Raw genomic sequence first — 26,168 nt, forward strand, 5'->3', positions numbered from 1 at the left:
AATAGATAATAGGCGAAATAAATCGTTGCGTCTCCGTTTCACGAACCGCGCTGCTCCAGGTTCGCTATCCGCTCATTCCTAGCGGAACTGGCTATTGCCAGCCCTCCACATCCCTGACACCTACGGCCCGGCTTCCCGCTTCGGGCCTGCGCGCTTTGTAGTGGTCTAATGAAACCGGACACCAACTAGGCGACAATACTCGCCATTGAGAGGTGTTCGATGACAAGAAAGCGACGTACTTTTACCCCTGAATTCAAACAGGAAGCAGCCAGCCTGGTGCTGGACCAAGGCTACAGCATTACCCAAGCCAGCACATCGCTGGGCGTGGTTGAAAGCGTCCTGCGCAAGTGGGTTAAACAGCTCACTGAGGAGCGGCAGGGTGTCACCCCTAAAGGCAAAGCCATGACACCAGAGCAGCAGCGCATTCAGGAGTTGGAAGAGCGGTGCCGGCGGCTGGAGATGGAGAAGACCATCCTAAAAAAGGCTACCGCTCTCTTGATGTCGGACGACTGGAAACGTACACGCTGATTGACCAGTTGAGAGAGCAGGCCCCCGTTGACATGGTGTGCGCAGCCTTTGATATCAACCGTTCCTGTTACTACGAACACCGCCAGAGGATACAGCGTGTGGATGCTGAGCGTGTAGCCCTGAGGGCCCAGATTAACGAGCTGTTCAACAAAAGCCGCAGCTCGGCAGGTAGCCGCACCATCAAGGACATGCTGAACGATCAAGGCGTCGGCATCGGCCGCTTCAAGGTGCGCCGTTTGATGGGAGAGCTTGGCCTGATTTGTAAGCAACCAGGCCCCCATAAGTACAAGCAGGCCACCGTGGAGCGGCTAGATATCCCCAACCGTTTGGACCGGGAGTTCGATGTGGCGCAACCAGATCAGGTCTGGTGCGGTGATATCACCTATATCTGGACCGGGCAGCGCTGGAGTTATCTGGCGGTGGTACTGGACCTGTATGCCCGTCGCGTCGTCGGCTGGGCCATGTCTGACACCGCTGATGCGGACTTGGTGGTACAGGCCTTGGAGCATGCGTGGGAGCAGCGTGGGCGCCCTCATGGGGTGATGTTCCATTCTGACCAAGGATCACAGTATGCAAGTCGCAAGTTCCGGCAGAGGCTGTGGCGCTTCCGTATGGTGCAAAGCATGAGTCGTCGAGGCAACTGCTGGGATAATGCTCCTATGGAGCGGCTGTTCCGCAGTCTGAAAACGGAATGGATACCGCCGATGGGGTATCACAGCCTGGCAGCTGCCCGGAAGGATATCAGCAACTACCTGATGGGGTACTACAACCAGAAGCGTCCCCACGCCTTCAATGGCGGGCTCGCTCCGGCGGTGGCCGAAGAAAAACTTAAAACTGTGTCCGGAATCAGTTGACCACTACACTTCGCTTGCGTGCAGTCGGCACACACAGGCGGCCGTTGCCTGTCCAGCCATCTTTCCTGACTTCATCACCTTGTCCGCGACTGTAGCCCGTGTCCGCGTGCCGTCAAGGCGCGCCAGGCCGTGTCCTCAGCTGCGCCTGCGGGTCACACCAACCTGACGCTTCCTCCTTGACGGCCCACGTCCGTGGGCTCCTGACCGTCGCGGGCGATGAACTAAGGAAAGACGGTGGCAACGAGGCCAACCGGGTTCTTCGTGCCAACCGCACCGAACAGCCGAAAGGCTGGGCTCCGAATCTAGGAATCCGGTGTGCGGTTTGAACAGCAAACCCTTTTTGTCAGGAGAAAGACCATACTTGCATCCCGTTTCGCTTCCCATTCCCCGGTACTTCGCAGCGACACCCCGCTGTCTGATGACCAGATCAGAGCCGTGGTGCCGTCCATCTATGCCGACGCGCCCCACGAAAGCCGTTCAGAACGCTACAGCTACATCCCCACCGCTGCCGTGCTGACGGAACTACGAAAAGAAGGGTTTCAGCCCTTCATGGTGACGCAAACCCGCGTGCGCAACCAAGACCGCCGCGATTTCACCAAACACATGATTCGCTTGCGCCATGCCAATCAGGTCAATGACAGCATCGCCAACGAAATCATCCTGTTGAACTCGCACGATGGCACGAGCAGTTACCAGATGCTGGCGGGCGCGTTCCGCTTTGTCTGTGCCAATGGCCTTGTATGCGGCGATACCGTGGCCGATGTGCGTATTCCGCATAAAGGCGATGTGACCGGACAAGTCATTGAAGGCGCTTACGAGGTATTGAGCGGCTTTGAACAGGCGCAGGAATCCCGCGAAGCCATGCAGGCCATCACCTTGGACGATGGCGAAGCGGAAGTTTTCGCCCGCGCCGCGCTGGCCTTGAAGTACGACGACCCCGACAAGCCCGCGCCCATCACCGAAAGCCAGATTCTGATGCCGCGCCGCTATGACGACCGCCGCCCCGATCTGTGGATGGCCTTCAACCGTGTACAGGAAAACCTCACCAAAGGCGGCTTGCGTGGCCGTAGCGCCAACGGTCGCCGCCAAAGCACCCGAGCGGTGCAAGGCATTGATTCCGATATTCGCCTGAACCGTTCCCTGTGGCTGCTGGCCGAGGGTATGCGCCAGTTGAAAGCCTGATTTCCTGCCCGGAGGGGCGCAGCCCCTCCATCCATTCCCTTGTTTTGTTGCTGTTTCCCTTTTTGAACCGATAGGAGCTACATCATGAACGCCATTACCCATACCGAAGCCCAAGCCCTGCAAACCGTCACCCCGGTACAGCCTTCGCAAGGCATGCTGCTGGTGCCGCTGTCGCAGCTTCGCCGCTCACGCCGTAACGTGCGCAAGACCGCAGGCCAGTCTATCGACGCGCTGGCATCGAGCATCGAGCGCGTGGGCTTGCTGCAAAACCTGACCGTGATTCTTGCAGCCGATGGCAAACATTATGAAGTCGTGGCCGGTGGCCGCAGGCTGGCCGCGTTGAAGCTGCTGGCGAAGAAGCGCCGCATTGCCAAGGATTGGGAGGTGCCTTGCCTGTTGGTGGCTGATGCCAGCGCCCGCACGGTGAGCCTGACCGAGAACGTGCAGCGTGAAGCCATGCACCCGGCAGACCAGTTTGAAGCCTTCGCTGCGCTGGTGGCCGAAGGCCGACCCATCGAGGATATCGCGGCTGATTTTGCCGTCACCCCGCTGGTGGTGCAGCGCCGCTTGAAACTCGCCAATGTGTCGCCCCGACTGATGGCGGACTACCGCGCTGATGCCGTGAGCCTTGACCAGTTGATGGCCCTTGCCATCACCGATGACCACACCGCGCAGGAAGCGGCCTTTTATGATGCGCCGCAGTGGCAGCGCAGCCCCCACGCCTTGCGCGAACGTTTGACCGAGCGTGAAATCGACGCCTCTCATGCGCTGGTGCGTTTCGTGGGGCTGGGCGCCTACGAGGCCGCAGGGGGTGGTATCCGCCGCGACCTGTTCGCGGAAGGTGATGCAGGTGTGTATCTGACCGATGCCGCGCTGCTGGAAACGCTGGTGTGCGACAAGTTGGACAGCCACGCCGCCACCGTTCGCGCCGAAGGCTGGGCATGGGTGGATGCCACGCCCGCCGCCACCTATGCCGACTTGCAAGCGTTCCAGCAGGCACCGAGGGAGCGGCGCAACCCCACCAAGCGGGAAAGTGAACGCATCGACAAGCTGGAAACTAAGATGCAGGCCATTGGTGAAACTCTGGATGCGCTGGACGAAGACGACGAGGAAAAGGCCGACGCTTTGCAGGAAGAAGGCGACCGCATGGGTGAGCAATTGCAGGCGCTGGAAGATCGCTTGCAGGATTACAGCCCAAACGTGAAAGCTGCCGCTGGTGCCATCGTTACCCTTGACCGGCAAGGTCAGATTGTCGTGCATCGCGGACTGATGCGCGAAGCCGAAGCCCGCGCACTGCGCACGTTGGAGCGGCTGCGCCAAGGCTTCAACGGCGAGGATGATACGAACGGCAACGACAGTGAGGACGACGACCAGCCCAAGGCCGCATCCATGTCCGACCGGCTGGCGCAACGCTTGAGCGCCCACCGCACTGCCGCGCTGCAAATCGAAGTGGCCCGGCATCCGCAGGTGGCGCTGGCTGCCGTGGTGCATGGCATGGTGCAAGCTGTCTTGCAGCTTGACCGATACCATCGTGATGGTTTGCCGCTGGCTATGCGCGTGACCGTGCAGGACCGGCTGGAAAGCATAGCCCCGGATTGGACGGAGTCGCCCGCCGCCGTGGCATTGCGCAAATTGCAGCAGGTTGCGGGAGGGAAACTGCCCGAGGACAGCGCGGAACTGTTCGCCGCGTTGCTGGCGAAATCGCAGGATGAGCTGGTGCAGTTGCTGGCGGTATGCGTGGCGGCGACTGTGGACGTGGTGACGCCTCGCGCTACGCAACACCAACCGGGTGCGGCACTGGCGCAGGCCGTGGGGTTGGATATGGCCGCATGGTGGAAGCCGACCGCCGAAGGCTACTTCAAGCACGTTTCCAAGGCTGTGATTCTGGATGCCGTGGGCGAGTTCGCACCGGAGCATGTTACCCGGCTGGCGAAGCTCAAGAAGACCGACATTGCCAGCGAAGCCGAACGGCTGACCGATGGCAGCGGCTGGATGCCTGCCGTGTTCAAGGCCGAGGATATGGAAAACAGAGCGCAGGAAGAAAGCGAAGTCCACGGCCAGCAAGATGATGGCGACGAGAACGCGGAAAACGCGCAGGACAGCGCCGCAGCAATCACACGCGAAGCCGAAGAACTGGCCGCGTAAGGCAGAAAGCAAAGCCCCAGCGCACAAGGACGTGCGCCGGGGCTTTGTGCTGTTCGCAAAATCCGGGCGCGGCCGTGGCCGCGCCTGGTGTTACAGCCCAAAAGCCAAAACCGCCACGCCGCCGCCTTCAATCAGGCGGCGGCGTGGCGGCGCGCAAGTATCTTGCGCGGATTTTCCGCGCATTCAGCCAAATACAGCAATTGGCTGAATGCGCCTCAACTATCCAGCAAGCGCAGCTTCCTTCGTAAGCTGTTCAGTGAAAGCGTGCTGGCTTTCAGGCGGCCATGGGGCCGCACTATCAAACAGCAGAGCAACGGCAGTCGAGTGTGAGCGGCCAAATGGCCGGTCATTGTTGCGCCAACGTATTCAGTACAAAGTCGGCACGCGCCACCACATCGACTTTGGGTAATAGCGTGACCTCATAGCCCAGCACGGGGTATACGCGCTGGAGCCGGTCGTACTCGACCAATGCCGCGTCCATGCCGTGGCGGCGCTGCGCATCCGTAGCATAGATTTCCGGCCAAGGCGGTGCCAGAAACACGTGCGGATGATAGCGGTGGGTCTGTCCGAGGGTTGCCAGCAGCGGTTCGCCGGTCAGCTCTTCAAGCGCCGACGCTGCATCAATCAGCCCCCGATCGAAGAACGTCCACTTGTTGTTGCGCCGGGCGTTGGCATGGTCATCCAGCGCCATGTCGATCCATGGCAGAGCCTGGCCGCCGGTGCGGGTTTCTTCCTGGACGATTCGCCGGCCAGGTTCTTTGACCACGGCATGGCCGCGCTGATGAAGTTCGGACAGTAACGTGGATTTACCACCGCCAGAACAGCCTGAGAGGATGACAAAGTGATTCATAAGGTGTTGCCCGTTTCATGGGTCAAAACATTGCGTGGGTAATGGCCGCACTCAAATCGGGCGTGTCGGCGCACAGCGTCACCGGGCTTTCGGGCTGCGCCCCATGCCGACTTCGCTGTCACGGCCATTCGGCGTCAATCCCTCACGCCTTCGCGCCTGCGGCGCTGCGCACTTTGCTTGCATAGGGTGGAAGCAAAGCTAGGCCGAACGGCCACCCTCTACGCCCGCCCAACCGAGGAAAAAGACGGCACGCATAGTCTTATCTGGTCGTGCAGCAAGCCACAGTGAGGCATGATCAGATCCTTACTTATTGGCAGGGGTCTGATCAATCATCAAAGCAGGCAAGAATTGCTTGATTATTCCTTGGGTAACTCGCAGATAGCTCATCTACATTGAGACGATAGCGCTTGAGCTTAAAAGTCCCATATTTTTCACGTATTTCATAGAAAGACACGTCAGCAAGCCTGCTCTCCAGGGCCTTGAGTAATGTAAATTTGACGGAGTCCAAACACCTTGATCCAAATGTTATTTCCGCAAGTTCGAATGGGGAGTCCATCAGGCCTCTGCTTCCTATAAAGCGCCATTCCTTCTCATATTTCCAGTCGTATGCTTTGCGAAGCAAAACTGCGGAATCGACTTCAACTTGCGCTCCAGGTGCATCGTCCAGCATGCACATTATTTTGCTTGCTTCTATTTCTCTGCTGCCGCCATACTTAACTTTGAAAATATTTGGTTTTGCATCCGCTGGTATTTTGTAGCCAATACATATTCCATTGTGTTGGTTCCCGTAATGGCTCCACATCAATGGGCAATCAAACCTCTCTGCAAGAGAAAGAACCCCTTTTTCATATATCCTGAGAATCTCTCGTTCAATGGCGTGACCAAGTAGATCAATCTGCGGTTCTGGCGCTGGCTTCGAGTAATCAGGGTTCGTGGCATGGTACGAAATTTCCGAAAGCACTATTTCCGCTTGCCTGCGGCTGTGCCGATCAATGTGCTCAACGGTTTTTGGTCCGCGATACTTTATTGAGTTGGCTGCAGCACGCATCTCAGACGAAGTTCTTCTCTCGATCAAGACCCTTAAAACATTCTCTAGATCGGCCACTGGTAAGTCTGGTTTAACGCATGGCTTCGTATCCAATGGATCATTAAAATCAGCAGGGTTTGCGCAGTAGACTCTGTCTGCGACCAGCAGATCTAAGGTCAAGGAGTCAAAAGCCTTGTATTTATATAGAACTTTTGGATGTGTCATTGGTTCTATTTGGCGTCCAGTAAGTGCTGAATCGCCTCCATCTCCTGTCGCACCTGCGCCAGAAGTTGATCGGCTTGGTGCGTGCTCTCGCCGGCATACGCCAGTGTCAACAGCGTGAGCGGATGAATCTCCATGACTTCACACAGCTCAGCCAGCTTGTTCAGCGTCGGGCTTTTCAGGTTGCGCTCCAGCGAACTCAGATAGGTACGGCTGGACACGTCGGAGAACGCTTCCTGGCTCAAGCCACGCGCTTTCCTGACTGTCTTCAATGCCGCCGCTAATGAGTTTTTCGCTGTCATCCAATGATTTCCTTGAAACCATAGATGACAGTCGATTGCGCTCTATAGGGCTACAATCTATAGTGTTCATTTAATGTTGACCACCCGCTTTTGTGCTTTTACGGAAATCCGCTTGTGCGGATTTCGCCAGAACCAGAGAGTCGCATCTATGTCTTTCCTGACGTCCACAAAGCCGCTTCCACACTTCCGTTCTTCTGCGGATTTGTGGGCTTGCTCATCCGTACTTCTGCACGAAGGCACACAGCCGGTTCGGCGGCTCTACGCTTGGGCGTATAAGTGCCTCGCTGAATCGTCGGTTTCGAGGGGTTTCCGACCATGACCCAGGCGCTCATCACCGTCGAGGAGCACGCGCAGCTGCTCGCCAACGGCCAGGCCCGCGTTGCTGGGCAAGACACCGACCTGCTGCCCGCCGTGCGGCTGTTCACCCCGGACGCACACGTCACCTGGCTATTGGCATCGCTCGACCCTGCCGATGGCGATACGGCCTACGGCCTCATCGACTTGGGGCTAGGCATGCCCGAGCTGGGTCATGTGAAGTTGTCCGATCTGGCGTCTATTGTCGGCCCACGCCAGCAGCCGGTAATGCGGGATCGGTATTTCCAGGCTACGCGCACGCTTTCAGACTATGCGCGGCTGGCGAAGGCCAACGGCTCCATCATTGATTGACCGAAGCCGTTCGCAGCCCGGTAGGACCGGGCGCATTGAGACTATTCTCGTCTCACTCCAGACCGGGCCGGTCTGAATCCGCACTCTTGCACCGAAACGGTGCGGCTCTGCTGTAAACAGTCACGATCTTTGGCGCGGGTTGCGGCACGCTATCCAGTGCTGTGGGCCATTTTCCGGTTGCACAGCCGTCGCATTCGGACGATCCATGCAGCTTTTCGGAGCCAATCGGTCTTGACAGCGCCAGTTTACCCAACCATTCATGACGGTTTACCGATGACGCCGTAGTTTTGCATTTTGACGCCCGTGGCGACGTTCCTGCTGATCGACAGGAGGTGACGTCATGGCAGACCCGAGCGCGAAACACTGGTATCCGACCGCCGCGTATCTCTACGTGCTACACCTCGATGGTCTCGCCTTGGCCTGGGAATACCTGCGACGCCATCCCGACTACCGACGCGATTGGCTGCGCCGTCGCCGCCGGCCAAAGGCCGCCGAGCGCTGGGGCTTGCGCGTGTTGGAAGATCCCGGCCTGGATGCACGCAACGCGCACCCGGCTTGGTTTCCCGATCACGATAGCGTGGTGCAGCTTTATCCAGATGCTGACCCGCCGCCGGATGCCCTGGTCTTCGAGTTTTGGCGTATTCCTGGCGACAAGCGCCTGATCCATGATGGTAAGCGCTTGGTGCTGGTCACGCAGTGGCCAGGCTACTGTGTGCGGCTGGCCTTCGCGCCGGGCTTGGACGATGGAATGGCCTACGTCTACGCCATCCGTGCCTGCATCACGACTAATCCGCGTTATCAGATGCTCGTTGCGGAGTTGAACAAGCTGGCCATCGGTGCCGTGCTTGCAGCAGCCAAGCCGCGACCATCTCCGGCGTCACTGCTGGAGTTACACACCTTGCAGGCGCTTGACGCCACTCTGGCGGGGGCGTCACTGCGCGGGGTGGCCGAAGGACTGTTCGGCGCTGATGCGGTGATTGCGGGCTGGTACACCGACGGTGGCCTGCGCTCGAGGGTGCGCCGCTTAGTGCGACGTGGTAACGCGCTGATGGGCGGCGGCTATCGCCGTCTGGCACAGATCGAATCCCCTGGGGAGGGTCGTTCTGTACTCCCTGCAAAACGACCCTGAGCAGAACGCATCACTTTCTTGAGACTACCTCCATCCGGTCGCGCTGTGTGGCCGGGCTTTCCTGACCGATGGAGGTCTATCTCATGCGACCCGCACCTGTTCGACCCGCTACCGCTGCCGTCACCACGACCGCCCAACCTCAACGCTACCTGACCAACGACGAAGCCGCCGACTACCTGCGCCTGTCGCCCCGCACGCTGGAGAAGCAGCGCGTGATCGGCGGCGGGCCGAAGTTCCGCAAGTTCGGTCGCCGCGTCATGTACGCCGTGGCCGACCTCAATGCCTGGGCCGATGCGCGCAGCTATGAAGCGACGTCAGATCCCGAATACGCCGAGCGTCACGCGGGTGATTACCGTGACGGCCGCTGATCGGCGACGCGCCGGTAGCCATCACCATGTCCAGCCCACCAGGGCAAGCCTTGCCGTCACGGGAACAGCTCGACCTGTTCCGGGCGCTGCCGGGCGACATGGCACCGCGCGACGTCCAGGACTTGATGGCCTATCCGTTCTTCTCGCTGGCGAAGTCGCGGCGCATTGCGCCGATCGACTTTCGCAGCGGCAATATCACTATCCGAGTGGAGGGCACGGCCAACCACGGCATTGCCACGATCTGGGATGCCGACATCCTGATCTGGGCCGCCAGCCAGATTGTGGAGGCCAACGACGCCGGCTTGACCACCTCGCGTCTGATGCGGGCCACGCCTTACGAGATTTTGCGTTTTATCGGACGCGGCACTGGCTCGCGCGACTATCAGCGTCTCAAGGCCGCACTGGATCGGCTGCAATCGACCACGGTGGCCACGTCCATCCGCGAGACCACGGGGCGGCGGCTGCATCGCTTCTCGTGGATCAACGAATGGAAGGAATTGGCCGACGCCAGCGGCACGCCGCTGGGCATCGAACTGATCCTACCGGATTGGTTTTACGCGGGCGTGCTCGACGCCGCCCTGGTGCTGACCATCGACCCGGCGTATTTCCGGTTGACCGGTGGTATCGAACGCTGGCTGTACCGTCTGGTGCGCAAGCATGGCGGCAAGCAGGAGCACGGCTGGCAGTTCGACTTCCGGCACCTACACCGCAAATCGGGCAGCAGCAGCCGCTTCTCGGACTTCGCCTACGACTTGCGCGCTCTGGTGGACAAGCAATCCTTGCCCGGGTACGAGTTGGGCATCGTGTGCATTCCCAAGGATCGCATCGAATTGCTGACGTTCCGACCCGTGCCGCTCACGGCACGGGGATAACTGCGGGACAAGCTGTGAATAGTGTCGTGCTATCAGGAGTAAGGGGTGTCGTGCTATCGGGAGTACGGCTATCGTGCTATCAGGAGTACGAAGTCGCCGCAAAGCCAATAACGGCGCGGGTTTGCACATCCCCTAACATTACTAACTTAACTACTCTAACTTTTAGTAGAGCAGCGCCATTGCGGTGGATAACTGCCAAAAGGCAAAAAACACCGCACTTCCGACGGCAAAAGCAGCCCCAAAACCAACCCCGTTCGGCAAGGCAAAAACAGGTCAGCTTTCCAGATTGGAGGGCTACGCCATGATCATTGCCTTACTCAACCAGAAAGGCGGCGTGGGCAAGACTACGCTTGCCACGCACATCGCCGGTGAACTGGCGTTCAGAGGCCAGCAGGTCATCTTGCTGGATGCCGACCCCCAGGGTTCATCTCTGGACTGGACACAACGGCGTAGCCAGCAAGGCTTGCCAAGGCTGTTCAGCGCTGTAGGTCTGGCAAGGGAAACCCTGCATCAGGAAGCTCCAGAACTCGCCAGGCGGGCCGATCACGTCGTGATTGATGGGCCGCCCCGAATCGCCGCTTTGGCACGCTCCGCGCTGCTGGCAGCCGATTGCGTGCTGATACCGGTGCAGCCCAGCCCCTACGACCTGTGGGCTAGCGCCGAGATGGTGGCGCTGATCCGCGAGGCGCAGGTGTTCCGGCCCCAGCTTGCCGCTGCCTTCGTCATCAATCGCCGCGTTAGCACCACGGTGATCGGACGTGAAGCGCGCCAGGCGCTGGCCGATCAGCCACTATCGGCGCTGCGCGCCGAGGTTCGTCAACGCATCGTCTTCGCCGACAGTGTGGCGGCTGGTCGGCTTGCACGCGAGTTGGCACCCGATAGCGCCGCCGCACGTGAAATCAGCGCATTGGTGGACGAGCTATTGCGGTGGTCGCCATGAGCAGCGACAGCAACACATCGAACGGCAAGCGCACGGGCAAGCGCATCACCATCGGTGCGCGCCCGCCCACGCATCCACACGCCGAGGCGTGGATTCGCCAGGGCGACATCGCCGACCTCCAGAAAGGCGACCTCTACACGGCCCGCCTGACCATCGACATCACACCCGCCTTGCGGGCGCGCATCAAGGTCTCGGCCTTCACGCAAGGCGTGACTGTGGCCGACTTGCTGCGCGTACTGCTGGAGCGCGAGTTCCCGGAGAAGCCCCAATGATTGCACAACCTTCAGCGACAACAGACGCGCTACCGCCTTCGTTGCACACCTTCGCCGCCCATGCTGGCAACGCGCCATTGACCCGCGTATCGCTGGCTACCATCGAGCCGCGATTCAATCTTTACCTGCGCTTTGGTGAACCTACGCGCACGGTTCAACTCGACCGCTGGCGACGCTGCGCGGTGTTCCTGCCGCGCACGATCTTCTGCCGCATCCGCTGGCAGGCCAGCGTCTACGGAACGATCCGTTGGCAGCTCATGGTGATGCAGGCTTGCACACCGCTGGACGCGGTGCAGCGCATCCCTGGCGTGCAGCCCGGCGCGCGTCTGCTGCTGCACGCCGAGGGCGAACAGAAGGTGCGCGCCGTGTTGGAACGGATCGACGGCATCGAGGCGCTGGGCATTGCCGTCATCGACGTGTCGCCCGCGTACTGGCACACGCTGGGCAACCGGCTTGCGGCAGGACTGGTGCTGCCCGATTACACCGCCGAGCGGCATGCTGCCTGGCTGTCCGGGAGGGCGCTGTCATGACCGTTCAATCCACCGTTGCCAGCACCACTGGCGGCGTGCCGCGTCTTCGCTCACGCCTTCGCGCTCGCCTTGTGCTGGCGGGCTTGTCCGCCTGCGGCCTCGCGGCGCTGGCTTGGGCGTCCTTTGTGTCGCCGCTACCGCGCCTGATCTATAACCCGTCCGACAGCGTGGCGGTCGGCTGGTATCGCGTCGAACCGCTTTCACACCAGGCCAACTCGCTGCAGCCTCCTTTGTCGGTGGGCAGCATCGTCATGACCCATCTGCCGGCTAATGCCACCACATTGGCCGCCCAGCGCGGTTACCTGCCCGCGCATATTCCGCTGCTCAAACGGGTGGGCGCGGTCGCGCCGCAACATGTCTGCATCATCGCCGGTCAGGTGCGCATCGACGGCGTGCCTTCGGCTGCCGTGCTGCCTGCTGATAGGCTGGGCCGACCGCTGCCATTTTGGCAGCATTGCCGACCGTTAGCCGAGGGCGAACTGTTCCTGTTGAGTGTGACCAATTCGGCGTCCTTCGACAGCCGCTATTTCGGCCCGGTCAGCGCGTTCGCCGTGATCGGCGTAGCGCATCCGGTATGGTTGGAGAATCGTCCATGATGGCGGCCAATTCGTTGCACGTTGCTGTGCATCTCATCGTGTCATCGGGTGCGTCGTCCAAGTGGCTGCTGTCGTGTTGTCGTGCATGCCGTGCGGGTGCATTCACACCACACTTTGCGCAGCCATCCAATGTGCAGACGTCTTGCCTCGATCGTGTCCAGCCTTTGGCTGTGGACGCGTTCGCCGGCAGGCTGGCTGCCAGCAGCACAGCGCCGCCGGGCCGCCGATGCCAGGAGCGACAGCGAGGGGCAAAGGCGGAGGGCAAGATAAAAGGTCGCGGCACTACGTTGCGCGAAAAGTCTGTCTGCACGTGGGGGAGGCGCGGCACGCACCTGATAGCGGCACCGTGCCGCGTGGTTAGCCAATACCTTGTCGGCATTGAGTTAAGCGCGTGCTTTTCCCGTTTGGCTACGCTGGGCTTGGATGGAGACGCGATATGAGTCGCAACGACGATGACCGTTTCCGCCTCCGTCCGGGTGCGCCCAAGCAGCGCGGCGATGCCTTCATCAATCAGGTGCTTCGCCAAACGAGCAAGGCAGGCGCAAAAGTCGCCAAAGCAGGCAACCGCCCTGGTGCTCGACTGGGACGCGGCCACGTTGCGGCGCGCTTTACCGGCACGACACTGACTGCGGGTTCCCGGCGCGTCACCATCAAGACCCGGCTGGTCAATATCGCCAAGGCAGGTGCACGTTCGACCGCCACGCACTTACGTTATATTGAGCGTGAAGGTGTGGGGCACGACGGCGAACCGGGTAAAGCCTACGACCCCATGACCGATGATGCTGATTTGTCTGCCTTTGAGGAACGGGGCCGGGAGGATCGGCATCAATTCCGCTTCATCGTCTCGCCCGAGGATGCCGACCAGCTCGATGACCTGCGCACTTACACTCGTCATTTCATGGACCGCATGGAAGCTGACCTGGGCAGCCGGTTGGAGTGGGTGGCCGTCGATCACTGGAACACCGACAACCCGCATACGCATATCGTCCTTCGTGGAAGGGATGACAGCGGTAAAGACCTGATCATTTCTCGCGATTACATCAGCCAGGGTATGCGTGAACGGGCGTCGGAACTGGCAACAGAATGGCTGGGGCCACGTACTGAACTGGAGATCCAGCGCAGCATGGCCCGCGAAGTCGATCAGGAACGATGGACGGGGCTGGATCGCACCTTGCAGCGCGAGGCTGTGGAAGGATTGGTGCGCACCGAACGGTTGGAGAGAGAACCCCGACTGAAACGCCAGCGCCTGCTACTGGTAGGTCGCCTGCAACGATTGCAGCGTATGGAGCTGGCCAGCGAATTGCAGACCGGAGTATGGACTGTCCATGCTGATGCTGAGTCCACCTTGCGAACGATGGGCGAGCGCGGCGACATCATCCGTACCATGCAGCGAGCCATGACCGGCAAACAGCGTGACCTGAGCGTGTTCCAGCCCGGCGAGGATGGCCGTTCCATCATTGGCCGCGTGGCCGGTAAAGGATTGGCCGACGAACTCTACGACAAGGGCTATCTGATCGTGGATGGCACCGATGGCAAGGCGCACTATGTCGCGCTGCCGCCGCACACGGAACTGGAGCAGTACCCGACGGGCGCAGTGGTGGAAATCAAGGGCTCAAGCGCTCCACGAATCGCAGACAAGACCATCACCGCAATGGCCGTCGATGGCATCTACCGAACCGACCATCATCTGGCCGTTGCCAAGGCTCAACCGCACCCCGAACGTGATCCGAGCGAGGTGGTTAAAGCCCATGTGCGACGGCTCGAAGCCCTGCGCCGCGCTGGCCTGGTGGAAAGACAGGTTGAGGGCGTCTGGCTGGTGCCGCAAGACCTGCCCGAGCGAGGCCGTCAGTACGATGCGCAGCGCCTGGGCGGCGTCGCGGTGGAATTGAAGTCGCATTTGCCGATAGAGCGGCAGGCTCGCGTGATGGGCGCTACCTGGCTGGATCAGCAGTTGATCGGCGGCGGCAAGGGATTGGGGGATCTGGGTTTTGGCAGTGAGGTCAAGGATGCGTTGCAACAGCGCGGCGACTTCTTGGCCGAACAAGGGTTGGCCGAGAAGCGCGGGCAACGGATCATCCTGACGCGCAATCTATTGGCGACGCTGCGCAACCGCGAACTGGCACGCTCCGCACAGGATATTGCCGCCGATACAGGCCTGGAACATCGACCGGTAGCTGACGGGCAGCGCGTGGCTGGCACCTACCGGCGTTCGGTCGTGCTCGCCAGTGGGCGCTACGCGATGCTTGATGACGGCATGGGGTTCAGTCTGGTGCCCTGGAAGCCGGTGATTGAGCAGCGGCTGGGGCAGCAGCTTGCTGCCACCATGCGCGGTGGGGGGGTGTCGTGGGAGATTGGGAGGCAGCGGGGGCCGTCGATAGGCTAGCCAGTTTGGCACCGGTGCTGGGTGACGATATGGTGGCTATTGGCGGCAGGACCAGTCGGCTCGCGAGTAAGCTTGATACGATACCCTTGCATCTGGTTAGTGCCTTTGCAGCCAATGCAGGACTGGTGTCGGCCCAAGGCTCAGCGAGGCTACGCAAGCCCGCACCTGACTCGGGTTCCCATCGTTGTAAGGTCAAGCGTTCGCCCCCTTAAAACGCAATAAACGCAAGGCATTCAACGTGACCAGCGCGGTTGCGCCGGTGTCGGCGAGCACGGCGATCCATAGGCCGGTGATGCCCAGTACCGTGGTAACCAGGAACACGCTTTTCAGGCCCAGCGCGAAAATCACGTTCTGATGGATGTTGGCCATGGTTGCGCGTGACAGTGCTATCAGGTGGGCGACGTCAGTAACACGGCTTGTCAGCAGCGCGGCGTCGGCGGTTTCGATGGCCACGTCGGTGCCGCCACCCATTGCGATGCCGACGTCTGCGGTTGCCAGCGCCGGCGCGTCGTTGATGCCATCACCGACCATGGCGACCTTGGCGTTGAGTTTCATTTCATTGATCAGACGCAGTTTGTCTTCGGGCAACAGTTCGGCTTCCCAGTCCATGCCCAGGTGGCCGGCGATGGCCTGGGCGGTGCGGCGGTTATCGCCGGTGAGCATGACGGAGCGCACGCCCATCGTCTTGAGCAGAGCCAAGCCTTGCTGGGCATCATCCCTTGGCTGGTCCTGCAGAGCCACCAAGCCAAGCGCTTCACGACTCTGCTCGTCGAACAGCACTGAAACGGTCTTGCCGTCATGTTGCAGCGCTTCGATCTGTGCCTGCTGTGCGGCTGACAGTGTTGCCGCTTGGGCAGCGTAGACCGGTGAGCCGATGGCCAGAGCCCTTCCAGCTACGGTTGCATGCACGGCTTTGCCTGCGGTAGCAGAAGCATGCGAGGTTGCGGGGATAAGGATCTTGGACGCCTCGGCATGCGCCACAATGGCTTTGGCAAGCGGGTGATTGGAGCCGGACTCGACGCTGGCAAACAGCGCCAGTACTTCATCGTCACTTTGTTTTGTAGAGAGTCTTGTAGAAGGCTGTATAAAGGCTGCCACGTCGGTGACGCGTGGTTTACCCTCGGTCAAGGTACCGGTCTTGTCGAACGCGATCGTCTTCACCCGGCCAATGGTTTCCAGAGCACTACCGCCCTTGATGAGTAATCCACGGCGGGTGCCGGCAGCCAGCCCTGAAGCGATAGCCGCTGGGGTGGACAGAACCAGTGCGCAGGGACAGGCGATCAGCAGCAGCGCCAGACCGCGATACAGCCAGGTTGACCAGTCGCCGCCCATCACCAGTGGCGGCAGAATGACGACCAGTGCAGCAAGGGCCATCACCGCCGGGGTGTAGTAGCGGCTGAATTTTTCAATGAAGCGGGCGGTGGGGGCTTTGGATGCCTGCGCCTGTTCCACCAGGTGAATGATGCGGGCAATGGTATTGTCGGCGGCGGTTTTCTCCACGCGTACCTGGAGTACCCCATCGACGTTGATTGAACCGGCGAACACATCGTCGCCTATGGCCTTGGCCCGGGGCACGGACTCGCCGGTTACCGGCGACTCATCAAGGCTGGACGAGCCGTGAATAATCACACCGTCGGCGGAGACCCGGTCGCCTGGGCGTACGAGCACTTGGTCATTCACCCGCAGCGAGGCCGCAGCAACCTCGCGCTGCCCGCCCTGTGCATCAAGTAAAACCGCCGTCTTCGGCACCAGCGACGCCAGGGCCCTGATACCGGCACGGGCGCGGCCAGCAGCCACGCTTTCCAATAGTTCACCGACCGAGAACAGGAAAACCACGGCTGCGGCCTCTTCGGCCTCACCGATGAACAGCGCACCCAGTGCAGCTACCGACATCAGCGTTTCGATCGAGAAGGGCGTGCCGGACATACCCAGCGCAAGTGCTTTGCGGGCAAAGGGAAGCACACCGATAACCACGGCAGCAGCGAACAGCCAGCCTCCGTAAGCGGGGAAAAACAACGCCAGCAGGTAGGCTGCGCCCATCAGCATACCCAGTCCGACAACCTGCTTGCCCTTGCGGGTTTGCCACCAACGCTGTGCGGTTGCTTGATTATCGCTATCGGTATTTGATGTGGACTCTTGGCTGGTTCTGGCGTACACGCCAAAGCCAAGGCTCTTGATGGCTTTTTCGATATCGCCGGGCTGAGTGGCAGCGTCGGGCGTCAGCGTCAGTTCCAGGCTTTCCGTGGCGAAGTTCAGCCGGATATCGGATACACCGGGCATGCGCGACAGAGCCGTTTCAATCTTGCCGACGCAACTTGCACAGTCCATACCTTCGATATGATATTGCATGAGGGTTTCTCCTTTGATGGAGACATCATGGACCCTCTAGTGGCTTCAGAGTCAAGCAGCCAGAGTCCGCCTGAAGCCAATCAAGCGGTTTTGATTTTTTGCGGCATAAGCCTATAGTAGCTCTAGTGTTCAGACGGGAGAGATGGCAATGTCAATCAAGATCGGCGAGCTTGCCAAGCGCACAGAATCCACAGTGGAAACCATTCGCTATTATGAAAAGGAAGGGCTATTGCCAGAGCCTGCCCGCAGCGAAGGGAATTATCGATTGTATAACGAGGAGCACATCGAGCGTCTGCAGTTTATTCGGCATTGCCGTACGCTCGATATGACCCTGGACGAAGTGCGCACCTTGCTTCAGTACCGGGATACGCCTTACGAAGATTGCGGCGACGTGAATATTTTGCTGGATGAGCATATTCGCGCGGTGGAGATACGTGTTGAAGAGCTGCTGCAATTGAAGCAGCACCTGACGGTTTTGCGCGAGAAATGTTCGAACCCCGCACCGACGGCGTCATGCGGGATCTTGCAGGCGCTTTCCGATCGCTCCTGCCACGATTAGAAGCACCGGTTTTTCTGAAATAACCCGTAATGAAGAGATCTATGACTAGCAAAGCTTCTTTCGATCCTTGGGTATTGCTGCTTCTGGCCTGGCTGCTGGCATTGTTCGCGACACTCGCCGCACTGTTCATTGGCGAAGTGATGGGGCAGGTACCCTGTGTGCTCTGTTGGTTTCAACGCGCATTCATGTTTCCTCTGGCGGTGATCCTGGCCGTGGCTTGTTATCGCTCAGATTTCGACAGCTGGCGTTACGCATTGCCCCTCGCTGGTATCGGTGCCTTGCTTGCCCTCGGCCATAGCTTGTTATATGCCGGTCTGATTCCACAGCGTATTCAACCTTGCAACGCCACCGGGCCGTCTTGCTCAGACGCCAACATGACCATTCTCGGTGGCATCCCGTTGCCGCTGCTGGCACTGGGTACATTTGTCGCTATCGCCATCCTGCTTCTTATCATCCGTCGGAGAACCGCCCAATGAATCGCCGTACCTTAGTAGTCATCATCAGCGCCTTGCTGCTGGCCGCCTTCGCCGCCGCTGCCTTCTTCTATCAGGGCGCTACGCCGCCACCCCAGAAGCAGGCCGCGCCCACTGCGCAGGGCGCTAGCGCACTGGTGCGATCCCACTCGCCAGTCCTTGGTCCAGTCAACGCACCCGTCACCATCGTCGAGTTCTTCGACCCTTCCTGTGAGGCCTGCCGCGCGTTCTATCCACCCGTGAAAAAGATTCTCGCCGAGAATCCCAACGACGTGCGTCTCGTGCTGCGCTATGTGCTGTTCCACCGAGGCTCCGAAGAAGTTTCCCGTCTGCTGGAGGCGTCCCGCAAACAGGAACTTTTCCCGCAAGTGCTGGAAGCGGTGCTTATTGCTCAACCCGGCTGGCATGATGACCCTGAGGTTGCCAAGGCCTGGGAGGCAGCTGCTTCGGTTGGACTGGACATCGACAAGGCACGCACCGATATGAACTTGCCCGCAGTCGACGCCGTACTCAAGACTGATATGCAAGACGTCGAGACAGTTGGCATTCGGGGCACGCCGACCTTCTTCGTCAACGGCCAGCCGCTGACCGAGTTTGGCCCCGAGCCGCTGCGCCAACTGGTGCTCAGTGAGCTCGCCAAGGCTAGGCAGTAACGCCATGCACTGGCTGGAGAACCGTATACCGCCACCCCTGGTTGCGACCCTATTCGGCCTGCTGATGTGGGTCGCCGCTCATCAGCTTCCCGGCGGCCTTGAACTGACTATTGAGTGGCGTGTGGGCGCGGGCCTGGTGGCTCTGCTGCTGGGTGCGGCTATCTGTCTGGCCGGCGTATTGTCTTTCCACCATGCCCGCACCACGGTTAACCCGCTGAGACCGGAGACGGCTTCGGCGCTGGTCTCAGCGGGCGTCTACCGCTACACGCGAAATCCGATGTACCTGGGCTTCGCCACTGCTCTGGTGGCCTGGTCAATTTTCCTCGCTTGGCCACCGGCGCTGCTTGGGGTTCTGGGGTTTGTTCTGTATATGAACCGCTTCCAGATTGGTTCGGAAGAACGGGCGCTGACCAGACTGTTCGGCGACGAATTCGCACGATACTGCAACCGAGTCCGGCGCTGGATATAGTTCTTCCAAACCAGCGCTGGACTGGCTCGTAGATATAGCTCCTCTAGGCGCTGGGTAATTACAGCGGCAGTGGCACTGCGTGTTCTCGGATTTATGATGGATCAGCAGTCGGGGAAGTCCTGCCGGCGGGGGCGTGTTCGGGCTATTGCTTTGGTTTGGCTTCAGGGAACGGCGCATCCGCCAGTTCGATTTCGATGGTAGCAATGTCGTCATTGATTAACTCTTCCAGCAGCAGCGCTTAATGCACGCCCAGCTGTTCATTGCGTCGGGCAAATTTGTGGCGCTTGAGGGTAGCCACTTTATGGGTCAGCTTCTCGATGAGCGCATCCACGATCTGCCAAAGTTAAGTCTTTGTTATCCCCGCGATCTAGCAGTTTCGTAGCGACGCAGGCACGGAGCTGACCGGCGGAAAGCTGGTTGAAGTCTGGACACTGAGTCATGCCTGGCTTGCAGTATGCCAAATCCCTGACCTCTCACGAGGTTCCCATACTTGGTTATTCGGGTAATTCTTGTTTGGAAGCTTCGCTATTTTAAGTTTTAGTCTTAGGTATATGAGAGTGCTAGCTGATCTCATCATGATATTATATTTTACTTCGATATGAGTTCTGTTTTCTTGAGAACTTGAAGGTTGGATGTCATTTTTATATGGTTTATTACAGAAATGTAATGCTCTGTCCACTCTTTTGATAGCTCCCGTTTCGTATAATCTAGACTGATGCTTAACAGGAGTTATAAATATGGTTTTATTTAGGGTTCTCTTGGTTGTTTCAGCTTTGTCAATGTCTGCAACAGCTATAGCCAAAGGAGATGGCGATTCCACCTATAGGCCTTTGATGCAAAAAAATGAAAAGGCGATGCAAGAATATGCGGCGGCGCGCGGGCTAGCTCCGCCAAAGGTGACGCAGTACCAGTATGGTATGAAAATGGACGTTGCAAAAGTCGTCAATATGACTCGTGTCGACTCCAGCTGTAATGTTCAGCCAGCCAGAATGACCTATAAAGATTCCAACGGAAATTTACATACTCTTGAGTATCGTAAGATGGGTGTGTGTAGGACTCATGGTTAGAAATGGCTAGAAAATATGCGTAATTTTTGGTCATGAATGGATAAAGATCGTGACGAGGTCGCGAAGGAACCACTGTATCTCCTTGTCAATGAAACATGAATCACATGACTTTAATGGAAGATTACTCGTGGATTGCACGTAGATTACAGTTTCGTAATGAATGATGAAACCGGGTTTGCACATATTGTTAGTCGAAGCTGACTCATGCTAGCTTGTTAACGTAGTTTACCTGTTTGAGTGTTATGAATTTTTGCATTTTTGGAGTTTCCCATGCATATGATTAGTAAATTGATAATCCCTTTTGTTGTTATGCTGTTTGCAACAGTCAGTGTGGCAGAAGATGGAAGCAATAATGCTCTTAGCGGGGTTAGGCCGGCTGGTGCTCCGCCTCATGTACAAACAGACGGCGGCGCCAAAAAATCACAGAAACAAGTTGAGGATAATAAAAAAGAAGTGGCAAAAGACAAATGAGGAATAGTTGTAGTCTTTGGAAGTGAAGGGCAAGGCTGACTTGTTTTGAGTTGTATGGTTCCTGATGCTTGATATGCTTTGTTTGTTCTGTTTGCATTGTGTTCTTTAGTGTCCACTTATCGTCTTGGTTGAGGATGGTGGACACAGTTAATTTTGGTTGTTTGTTCACAATATCGGTTCAGTGTGCGGTTTTTTGATTGTTAGTCTGGCTGACATGCTTGCTGATTTCGTATTATAATAAATAAGTTAAAAGTCTAGAGTGATGTTGGCTGTAGAGCTTGGTCTCTGCTGCTCGAAATCGGAAAAAATATCTATACGTTTTATTGGATGTTGGGGAATTCTAGATAAAAAACAATGATACCTTCAGGTTTGCTTGATACTTTAGCCTTGCCGCCATGTAAGGTCATGATGGATTTAACTATAGCCAGTCCAAGCCCAGTGCCTCCCTCTATACGTGAACGGCTTTCATCAATCCTATAGAATCGTTCAAATAAGTAGGGAAGGTGTTCTTGAGGGATCTCATCACCAAGATTCTCGACTGATAACACAATGCTTTTCCGTATGACTCCTATTGTCACCTGGACGTTGGAGTGGATAGAGGCATGATTAATGGCGTTCGACAAAATATTATATATTGCACGCTGTATCATCAGCCTGTTTCCGTGAACAACACCGGTCCCCGCCATATTTAAGGTTATTTTTTTTTCCTCTGCAATGACATTAAGTAAATCAATTACACTGGCTGCTTCTTCCTCTAGACGAATAAACTCAAAAGGAGGTAGGCTGGTTAGGCTGCCAGTCTGAGCCAAAAACAACATATCGGACACGATATGGGAGACGCGTTCCAGCTCTTCGACGCAGCATTCAAGGACGTTTTTATATTCTTCTGGCGGTCTTTTTTTAGATAATGTCACTTGTGCCACTCCCATGAGGTTTGAGATTGGGGAGCGTAATTCATGTGCAAGGTCGTCGGAGAATTGTGAAAGTTGTTGAACTCCATCATCAAGGCGATTTAGCATGAAATTTATTGCTTTTGCTAATTCACTCAACTCTTGCGGAAGTTTGTCATCAGCTATTCTGTGAGTAAGATCCCTGGTTGACACTCTGGATGCGATTTGACTGAATTTTGTTAAAGGGGCTAGTCCTCTCTGAACGATAAACCAGGTGCCAGCGCTAATTAAGATAAGAAGAAAGGGTAAAAAGAAAAGCGCTGCTTTCAAACTCGTGTATATAAGGTCTATATCTTGGGTTCTATCGAGTGATAGCAGCACCTTTACTTTGACGTCATTATCAAGCTCTATGGCTTTTGAGACAGTCAAATAGCGTAATCCGGTCTCATTTGTCCATGATTGGAACCGAGGGTTCTCGGTCGCTGCGATGGCGGATAGATATGAGGGCGAGGAGTTTTTGCCAATATTAATCAGTTCTTCCAGCTGCGGATATAAACCATATACTGCCAAATCCAGGTTGTCATGACCCATAACTATGTCATATAAAGTGTGTGGGTAATCTGCCAGATTATTACCGTTTGCGTCGTCTTTCAAGCTATGTTCAATTTGAATCAGCTTGCTTTTTAAATCATTTTTTGCTATCGAGTCAAGCTGAAAGGCCAGCGTTAGATATATTGACAATGCTACAATTATGACCAGCATTGCCCCCATGGCACCAACAGAAATTCCTAGCCGAAGAGATAGCCTTAATGGCTTCACGGTCTTTCCTCTAAAACATAACCCACACCTCGAATCGTATGAATTAGTTTTTTCTCAAATGGTTCATCAATTTTGGCACGAAGTCTTCGGATGGAGACCTCAACAACATTGGTGTTGCAATCAAAATTCATATCCCATACTAACGAAATAATCTGGGTGCGCGAAAGCGCTTCGCCAGTATGCCGCATCAGTAAGTGTAGGAGTGCAAACTCTTTACTGGTTAGATCAATGCGCTCCGAACCGCGAAACGCCCGATGCGTTTCTGGTTCCAATTCCAGGTCGCTTACCTTCAGTACGGAGGACGCTGATATATTTCCGCTACGCCTTAATAAGGTGCGGATACGAGCCAGCAATTCTGGAAATTCAAAGGGTTTTACTAAATAATCATCCGCGCCTAAATCGAGCCCTTTCACTTTGTCAGATAAACGGCCTCGGGCTGTTAACATCAGGACACGGGTGCTGTTACGGTCTCGTATGTATTTCAATACATCCCAGCCGTCCAGTTTAGGAAGGTTTACGTCTAGTATTACTAAATCGTAGTGCTGCTCATTGATAAGATGAAGAGCATCAATGCCGTTTGAAGCTTTGTCTGCAATGTAACCGCTCTCACTTAAACCTTGATGTAAGTAGCTTGCAGCTTTCTCCTCATCTTCAACTATCAGTACGCGCATTTTTTACTCATGTTGGGTGTGGTTGCATTGTCCATAATAAGTTATGACGTTGCTATTGATTGAGTCGGGCACTCTTGAGTTCTTTGACGAAATCGATAGTAATATACATGATCGTGAAGTGGTTTTAAATGACATTTTTGTAATCTTGAGGACATCTTGATGTCAGTGGAAAAAGAGTAGAATCTCCGAGTCCCGTAACTTGTTCTCGTCACGTTTTTCTAGCTGCGACTCGGATGTGGGGTGGCGTTATTGATTTGTATAACTGTGTGCCGTGAATGAGATGGTTATCTCAGCTTCGGCGCTGAATCCAACAATGAGCTGTTGCTGGGCCTCGGCTAACCCATCGATCCATATCAATAGCTTAAGGGGGATCCATCATAAATTCGGAGGATTTCATGTTCACGCCGTCTGGCTGGCCGTTCCATACGATTGTATTCGCTGCGGCTGCTGCAGCACTTGTGTTTGCTCCACTTGCGCCGGCCGCTCCAGCACCAGCCTATGAAGAATTGGTCAGGCTTCTCGACCAGGCCCCGGCTACGCTCGAAGCTGAAGCATTATTTGAAGCCGCCAGTGGTCGCGCGCAGCAGGCTCGCGCGCTGCCTAATCCTACTATCTCGTTGGATGCCGATAACGCTTACGGTAGTTCTCCATACAGCGGCTACGAAGGTGCTGAGACCACATTTTCGGTCAGCCAGCCTTTGGAGTTGTGGGGTCAGCGAGGTGCGCGTATCGGAGCTGCCGAAGCAGAAGCCAAAGCCGCTTCTCTTCGCCGTGACCAATCGTTATCAGCCGTCGCTGGTCGCTTGGCGCTGATCTATGCCGAAGCAGAAACGTCCTCGTTGCAGCATGAGTTGGCTGTCGAAGCGTTGTCGCTGACGCAGGCGGATGCTGATGCGGTGATGGCCCTGGTGAAAGCTGGTCGCGAGGCAGAGCTTCGCGGCGTTCAAGCTGAAAGCGAAGTGGAAGCTGCTCGTGCAGTTGCAGACGAAACACTGGCAAATCGGAACGCTGCATTCGCGCGCCTCGCGGCAGTTGCAAACTTGACCGAGCCGGTCACATCTATTGACACTAGTTTGCTAGACAGAACACCTAAGCCCTTCATGTCGGATGGCGTTAACCCCTTGGGGGTTAGGGTTGCTGAGGCCGAGTTGGCTGCCGCTGGTCGTTATGTGAACGTGGAGAGACTCCGCGCACGTCCTGATGTCAGCGCTTCGCTTGGTGTTACACGATACGAAGAGTACGAAAGTCAAGCATTCAGCTTTGGTATTAGCGTATCTGTTCCGCTTTTCGACAGAAACAAGGGTGCTATCAGTGCAGCCCGAGCCGAGCAGCGAGCTGCCGAGGCGCGGTTGGCCAGTTTGAAATTGGAAGCGCGGGCAGATCGTAGCGCTGCACAAGCTCAGCTGGAGGCAGCGGTTGCCCGCACCCGGGCAGCCGACAAAGGCGTGACGGCCGCAGAAGAAGCTTATCGCTTGGCACGCGTTGGTTTCGATGCAGGGCGCATTTCGCAGTTGGAGTTGCGCAGCATACGATCTGACTTGATTGCCGCACGCAATACCTCCGTGGAATCCCGATTAGCGCGCGTCCGCGCAGCTGTTGAACTCGCGCGCCTCGACGGCCGCACCCCATTTTAGGAAGTAAAGATGACATCCACTAATATCCGTCTCCTTTGTGGAGCAACCGTTATTGTCTTGGCCGCCGCTGGGGCTGGTTTTGGGCTTGCCCAGTCAATTCCGCAGACAGAGCACGCTACTCACGCTGAGACTGATGCTCAAACCGAGCACGATGATCATGATGATCATGATGAGCCTGATGCTAAAGCTGGGCACGATGATCATGGTGAGAACGGGGAGCACGACGAAGAAGCCGAGGAAGGTGTCGTCGTATTAACAACGAGGCAAATCGAATCTGCGGGCATCAGCATCGTAGGAGTGGGCAGAGGCGGTGGTACTGAGTATCGTCTATCGGGTCGGGTCGAGTCTGCGGTGGATGCTCGGGCGGTCGTAGCAGCAATCACCGGGGGTAGAGTCGAACAATTACACGTCGCGCCGGGCTCATTAGTTAAGGTCGGTCAGCCCCTGGCCGTTTTAGTCAGTGGCGATGCGGCTACGGTACGCGCGAATGCGGATGCCGCAATTGCCGAAGCTGAGGCTGCACGCCTCGTCTATCAACGCGATGTTAACCTTGTTGAACAGGGAGTTGTGGCTCGCCAGGACATGGAAGCATCACGCGCCCGCTCACTTGCCGCCGACGCGGCTGCCAGGGCAGCGCAAGCGCAGGTCGCAGCGAGCGGCTCACCCAACGCCTCGGGGCGCATAAACATCGTCAGTCCAATCGCGGGAGTAGTCGGCGCAGTGCATATCACGGCGGGTGGCTTAGTCGCATCGGGGGGCGCCATTGCGGAAGTCTCGGATCCAAGCCGTGTGGAACTTATTTTCAACGCTCCTCCGAAATTAGCATCTGAGGTGACCTCTGGAACCCGTCTCCAAGTCACGGGTCCGTCCGGTAGTTTCGAAGCCGTGGTCGTGGGCGTAGCGGCTAATGCACGTGAGCAAAGCGGTGCAACCGTTATTCGCGCGCGGTCAAGCTCAAATGCTCTACCGCCTGCCGGGTCACCCATGTCAGCGATCGTCGTTACAGATGATCAGGAAAGTGGTCTGATCGTTCCCGCCGACGCGATTCAAACCGTTGATGGGAAATCAGTGGTGTTTGTGGCCGAAGGGAATGGATTCCGCGCTACGCCGGTGCTCGCGGGTCGACGCGCTGGTGGAAATATAGAAATTTTAAATGGGCTTTCGGGTGATGAGCGCATCGCCGGCACGAATGCATTCCTGCTCAAGGCGGAACTTGCCAAAGGCGAAGCCGAACACGCTCATTAAGG

Annotated in this window: 26 protein-coding genes; 20 read left to right on the top strand and 6 right to left on the bottom strand. The window is 57.2% G+C overall.

Annotated elements, in window-relative coordinates; translation table 11 throughout:
- Positions 1-219: 219 nt before the first annotated feature.
- From BLU11_RS07730 to BLU11_RS07740, 3 genes are all read left to right on the top strand, one after another.
- Positions 220-1,382, top strand: a protein-coding gene (locus tag BLU11_RS07730) for an IS3 family transposase (RefSeq protein ID WP_090272001.1) whose coding sequence is annotated in 2 segments (ribosomal slippage) — positions 220-475 and positions 475-1,382 — 1,164 coding nt in all. Because the reading frame shifts where the segments join, the coding sequence is not laid out codon by codon here.
- A gap of 357 nt (positions 1,383-1,739) precedes the next feature.
- Entirely contained in the window at positions 1,740-2,564 is an 825-nt protein-coding gene (locus BLU11_RS07735) for a DUF932 domain-containing protein (protein WP_090276332.1), read from the top strand.
- Positions 2,565-2,648: 84 nt separating this feature from the next.
- Complete coding sequence (locus BLU11_RS07740) at positions 2,649-4,709, top strand: ParB/RepB/Spo0J family partition protein (RefSeq protein WP_090272797.1); 2,061 nt, start codon at positions 2,649-2,651, stop codon at positions 4,707-4,709.
- 346 nt (positions 4,710-5,055) lie between these two features.
- On the opposite strand, the gene BLU11_RS07750 is transcribed toward BLU11_RS07740, so the two are convergent.
- The 3 genes from BLU11_RS07750 to BLU11_RS07760 all read right to left on the bottom strand — a co-directional run bounded on the left by BLU11_RS07750 (position 5,056) and on the right by BLU11_RS07760 (position 7,110).
- The gene (locus tag BLU11_RS07750) at positions 5,056-5,559 is read right to left on the bottom strand and encodes an AAA family ATPase (RefSeq protein ID WP_090272799.1); all 504 of its coding nucleotides are present in this window, start codon (positions 5,557-5,559) and stop codon (positions 5,056-5,058) included.
- Between the two features lie 325 nt (positions 5,560-5,884).
- Positions 5,885-6,766 (bottom strand): DUF2971 domain-containing protein, encoded by an 882-nt coding sequence (locus BLU11_RS07755; RefSeq protein ID WP_231702290.1) that lies wholly within the window; start codon positions 6,764-6,766, stop codon positions 5,885-5,887.
- A 50-nt stretch (positions 6,767-6,816) separates the two neighbouring features.
- On the bottom strand, positions 6,817-7,110 hold the full coding sequence (locus tag BLU11_RS07760) for a helix-turn-helix domain-containing protein (protein WP_090272801.1): 294 nt from the start codon (positions 7,108-7,110) through the stop codon (positions 6,817-6,819).
- A gap of 315 nt (positions 7,111-7,425) precedes the next feature.
- Here BLU11_RS07760 and BLU11_RS07765 point away from each other — a divergent pair, with 315 nt between their 5' ends.
- The 9 genes from BLU11_RS07765 (at position 7,426) to BLU11_RS07815 (ending at position 14,866) form a co-directional block, all read left to right on the top strand.
- Positions 7,426-7,776 (top strand): DUF2958 domain-containing protein, encoded by a 351-nt coding sequence (locus BLU11_RS07765; protein WP_090272802.1) that lies wholly within the window; start codon positions 7,426-7,428, stop codon positions 7,774-7,776.
- Between the two features lie 340 nt (positions 7,777-8,116).
- Positions 8,117-8,905: a DUF2285 domain-containing protein gene (locus tag BLU11_RS07770; RefSeq protein WP_090272803.1), complete on the top strand. Its 789-nt coding sequence runs from the start codon at positions 8,117-8,119 to the stop codon at positions 8,903-8,905.
- Between the two features lie 83 nt (positions 8,906-8,988).
- Positions 8,989-9,273 (top strand): helix-turn-helix transcriptional regulator, encoded by a 285-nt coding sequence (locus BLU11_RS07775; protein ID WP_058152643.1) that lies wholly within the window; start codon positions 8,989-8,991, stop codon positions 9,271-9,273.
- Positions 9,274-9,299: 26 nt separating this feature from the next.
- Entirely contained in the window at positions 9,300-10,145 is an 846-nt protein-coding gene (locus BLU11_RS07780; protein ID WP_090272804.1) for a replication initiator protein A, read from the top strand.
- A gap of 301 nt (positions 10,146-10,446) precedes the next feature.
- A complete protein-coding gene (gene parA, locus BLU11_RS07790; RefSeq protein ID WP_090272806.1) occupies positions 10,447-11,085 on the top strand; it encodes a ParA family partition ATPase in 639 nt (212 codons plus the stop codon).
- Positions 11,082-11,357, top strand: coding sequence for a chromosome partitioning protein ParB (locus BLU11_RS07795; RefSeq protein WP_090272807.1), 276 nt, complete (start codon positions 11,082-11,084; stop codon positions 11,355-11,357). The genes parA and BLU11_RS07795 overlap by 4 nt, the downstream gene beginning before the upstream one ends.
- A complete protein-coding gene (locus tag BLU11_RS07800; RefSeq protein WP_090272808.1) occupies positions 11,354-11,887 on the top strand; it encodes a DUF2840 domain-containing protein in 534 nt (177 codons plus the stop codon). Before BLU11_RS07795 ends, BLU11_RS07800 begins: the two co-directional genes overlap by 4 nt.
- Entirely contained in the window at positions 11,884-12,483 is a 600-nt protein-coding gene (locus BLU11_RS07805) for a S26 family signal peptidase (RefSeq protein WP_090272809.1), read from the top strand. Before BLU11_RS07800 ends, BLU11_RS07805 begins: the two co-directional genes overlap by 4 nt.
- 436 nt (positions 12,484-12,919) lie before the next feature.
- A complete protein-coding gene (locus BLU11_RS07815) occupies positions 12,920-14,866 on the top strand; it encodes a relaxase/mobilization nuclease and DUF3363 domain-containing protein (RefSeq protein ID WP_090272811.1) in 1,947 nt (648 codons plus the stop codon).
- Positions 14,867-15,058: 192 nt separating this feature from the next.
- On the opposite strand, the gene BLU11_RS07820 is transcribed toward BLU11_RS07815, so the two are convergent.
- The gene (locus BLU11_RS07820; RefSeq protein WP_090272812.1) at positions 15,059-17,215 is read right to left on the bottom strand and encodes a heavy metal translocating P-type ATPase; all 2,157 of its coding nucleotides are present in this window, start codon (positions 17,213-17,215) and stop codon (positions 15,059-15,061) included.
- A 154-nt stretch (positions 17,216-17,369) separates the two neighbouring features.
- Between BLU11_RS07820 and cadR the strand changes: the two genes are divergently transcribed.
- From cadR to BLU11_RS19240, 6 genes are all read left to right on the top strand, one after another.
- Positions 17,370-17,774 carry a Cd(II)/Pb(II)-responsive transcriptional regulator gene (gene cadR, locus BLU11_RS07825; protein ID WP_172828713.1) on the top strand — a complete coding sequence of 135 codons (405 nt, stop codon included), beginning with the start codon at positions 17,370-17,372 and terminating at the stop codon, positions 17,772-17,774.
- A 41-nt stretch (positions 17,775-17,815) separates the two neighbouring features.
- Complete coding sequence (locus tag BLU11_RS07830; protein WP_231702291.1) at positions 17,816-18,250, top strand: disulfide bond formation protein B; 435 nt, start codon at positions 17,816-17,818, stop codon at positions 18,248-18,250.
- A complete protein-coding gene (locus tag BLU11_RS07835) occupies positions 18,247-18,900 on the top strand; it encodes a DsbA family protein (RefSeq protein WP_090272815.1) in 654 nt (217 codons plus the stop codon). The genes BLU11_RS07830 and BLU11_RS07835 overlap by 4 nt, the downstream gene beginning before the upstream one ends.
- 4 nt (positions 18,901-18,904) lie before the next feature.
- The gene (locus BLU11_RS07840) at positions 18,905-19,369 is read left to right on the top strand and encodes a methyltransferase family protein (protein WP_172828680.1); all 465 of its coding nucleotides are present in this window, start codon (positions 18,905-18,907) and stop codon (positions 19,367-19,369) included.
- Between the two features lie 737 nt (positions 19,370-20,106).
- Entirely contained in the window at positions 20,107-20,436 is a 330-nt protein-coding gene (locus tag BLU11_RS07845) for a DUF2790 domain-containing protein (protein ID WP_090272816.1), read from the top strand.
- A 270-nt stretch (positions 20,437-20,706) separates the two neighbouring features.
- A complete protein-coding gene (locus BLU11_RS19240) occupies positions 20,707-20,907 on the top strand; it encodes a hypothetical protein (RefSeq protein WP_157718625.1) in 201 nt (66 codons plus the stop codon).
- 320 nt (positions 20,908-21,227) lie between these two features.
- Here the strand turns inward: BLU11_RS19240 and BLU11_RS07850 are convergent, their stop codons facing one another.
- Together BLU11_RS07850 and BLU11_RS07855 are read right to left on the bottom strand one after the other, a co-directional pair.
- The gene (locus tag BLU11_RS07850) at positions 21,228-22,616 is read right to left on the bottom strand and encodes a heavy metal sensor histidine kinase (protein WP_090272817.1); all 1,389 of its coding nucleotides are present in this window, start codon (positions 22,614-22,616) and stop codon (positions 21,228-21,230) included.
- On the bottom strand, positions 22,613-23,287 hold the full coding sequence (locus tag BLU11_RS07855) for a heavy metal response regulator transcription factor (RefSeq protein WP_090272818.1): 675 nt from the start codon (positions 23,285-23,287) through the stop codon (positions 22,613-22,615). The genes BLU11_RS07850 and BLU11_RS07855 overlap by 4 nt, the downstream gene beginning before the upstream one ends.
- A gap of 395 nt (positions 23,288-23,682) precedes the next feature.
- On the opposite strand from BLU11_RS07855, the gene BLU11_RS07860 reads away from it, so the two are divergent.
- Entirely contained in the window at positions 23,683-24,921 is a 1,239-nt protein-coding gene (locus BLU11_RS07860; protein ID WP_090272819.1) for a TolC family protein, read from the top strand.
- Positions 24,922-24,930: 9 nt separating this feature from the next.
- Positions 24,931-26,166, top strand: a complete 1,236-nt coding sequence (locus tag BLU11_RS07865) for an efflux RND transporter periplasmic adaptor subunit (protein ID WP_090272820.1) — start codon at positions 24,931-24,933, stop codon at positions 26,164-26,166.
- The last annotated feature ends 2 nt before the right edge of the window (positions 26,167-26,168 follow it).

This window comes from Halopseudomonas litoralis (assembly GCF_900105005.1).
Classification (GTDB): domain Bacteria; phylum Pseudomonadota; class Gammaproteobacteria; order Pseudomonadales; family Pseudomonadaceae; genus Halopseudomonas; species Halopseudomonas litoralis.

Excerpts from the sequence above, each read along its gene's own strand:
- BLU11_RS07740 (WP_090272797.1), top strand. The coding sequence starts at position 2,649 with ATGAACGCCATTACCCATACCGAAGCCCAAGCCCTGCAAACCGTCACC.
- BLU11_RS07750 (WP_090272799.1), bottom strand. The coding sequence starts at position 5,559 with ATGAATCACTTTGTCATCCTCTCAGGCTGTTCTGGCGGTGGTAAATCC.
- BLU11_RS07760 (WP_090272801.1), bottom strand. The coding sequence starts at position 7,110 with ATGACAGCGAAAAACTCATTAGCGGCGGCATTGAAGACAGTCAGGAAA.
- BLU11_RS07765 (WP_090272802.1), top strand. The coding sequence starts at position 7,426 with ATGACCCAGGCGCTCATCACCGTCGAGGAGCACGCGCAGCTGCTCGCC.
- BLU11_RS07770 (WP_090272803.1), top strand. The coding sequence starts at position 8,117 with ATGGCAGACCCGAGCGCGAAACACTGGTATCCGACCGCCGCGTATCTC.
- BLU11_RS07775 (WP_058152643.1), top strand. The coding sequence starts at position 8,989 with ATGCGACCCGCACCTGTTCGACCCGCTACCGCTGCCGTCACCACGACC.
- BLU11_RS07780 (WP_090272804.1), top strand. The coding sequence starts at position 9,300 with ATGTCCAGCCCACCAGGGCAAGCCTTGCCGTCACGGGAACAGCTCGAC.
- parA (WP_090272806.1), top strand. The coding sequence starts at position 10,447 with ATGATCATTGCCTTACTCAACCAGAAAGGCGGCGTGGGCAAGACTACG.
- BLU11_RS07795 (WP_090272807.1), top strand. The coding sequence starts at position 11,082 with ATGAGCAGCGACAGCAACACATCGAACGGCAAGCGCACGGGCAAGCGC.
- BLU11_RS07800 (WP_090272808.1), top strand. The coding sequence starts at position 11,354 with ATGATTGCACAACCTTCAGCGACAACAGACGCGCTACCGCCTTCGTTG.
- BLU11_RS07805 (WP_090272809.1), top strand. The coding sequence starts at position 11,884 with ATGACCGTTCAATCCACCGTTGCCAGCACCACTGGCGGCGTGCCGCGT.
- BLU11_RS07815 (WP_090272811.1), top strand. The coding sequence starts at position 12,920 with ATGAGTCGCAACGACGATGACCGTTTCCGCCTCCGTCCGGGTGCGCCC.
- BLU11_RS07820 (WP_090272812.1), bottom strand. The coding sequence starts at position 17,215 with ATGCAATATCATATCGAAGGTATGGACTGTGCAAGTTGCGTCGGCAAG.
- BLU11_RS07830 (WP_231702291.1), top strand. The coding sequence starts at position 17,816 with ATGACTAGCAAAGCTTCTTTCGATCCTTGGGTATTGCTGCTTCTGGCC.
- BLU11_RS07835 (WP_090272815.1), top strand. The coding sequence starts at position 18,247 with ATGAATCGCCGTACCTTAGTAGTCATCATCAGCGCCTTGCTGCTGGCC.
- BLU11_RS07840 (WP_172828680.1), top strand. The coding sequence starts at position 18,905 with ATGCACTGGCTGGAGAACCGTATACCGCCACCCCTGGTTGCGACCCTA.
- BLU11_RS07845 (WP_090272816.1), top strand. The coding sequence starts at position 20,107 with ATGGTTTTATTTAGGGTTCTCTTGGTTGTTTCAGCTTTGTCAATGTCT.
- BLU11_RS19240 (WP_157718625.1), top strand. The coding sequence starts at position 20,707 with ATGCATATGATTAGTAAATTGATAATCCCTTTTGTTGTTATGCTGTTT.
- BLU11_RS07855 (WP_090272818.1), bottom strand. The coding sequence starts at position 23,287 with ATGCGCGTACTGATAGTTGAAGATGAGGAGAAAGCTGCAAGCTACTTA.
- BLU11_RS07860 (WP_090272819.1), top strand. The coding sequence starts at position 23,683 with ATGTTCACGCCGTCTGGCTGGCCGTTCCATACGATTGTATTCGCTGCG.
- BLU11_RS07865 (WP_090272820.1), top strand. The coding sequence starts at position 24,931 with ATGACATCCACTAATATCCGTCTCCTTTGTGGAGCAACCGTTATTGTC.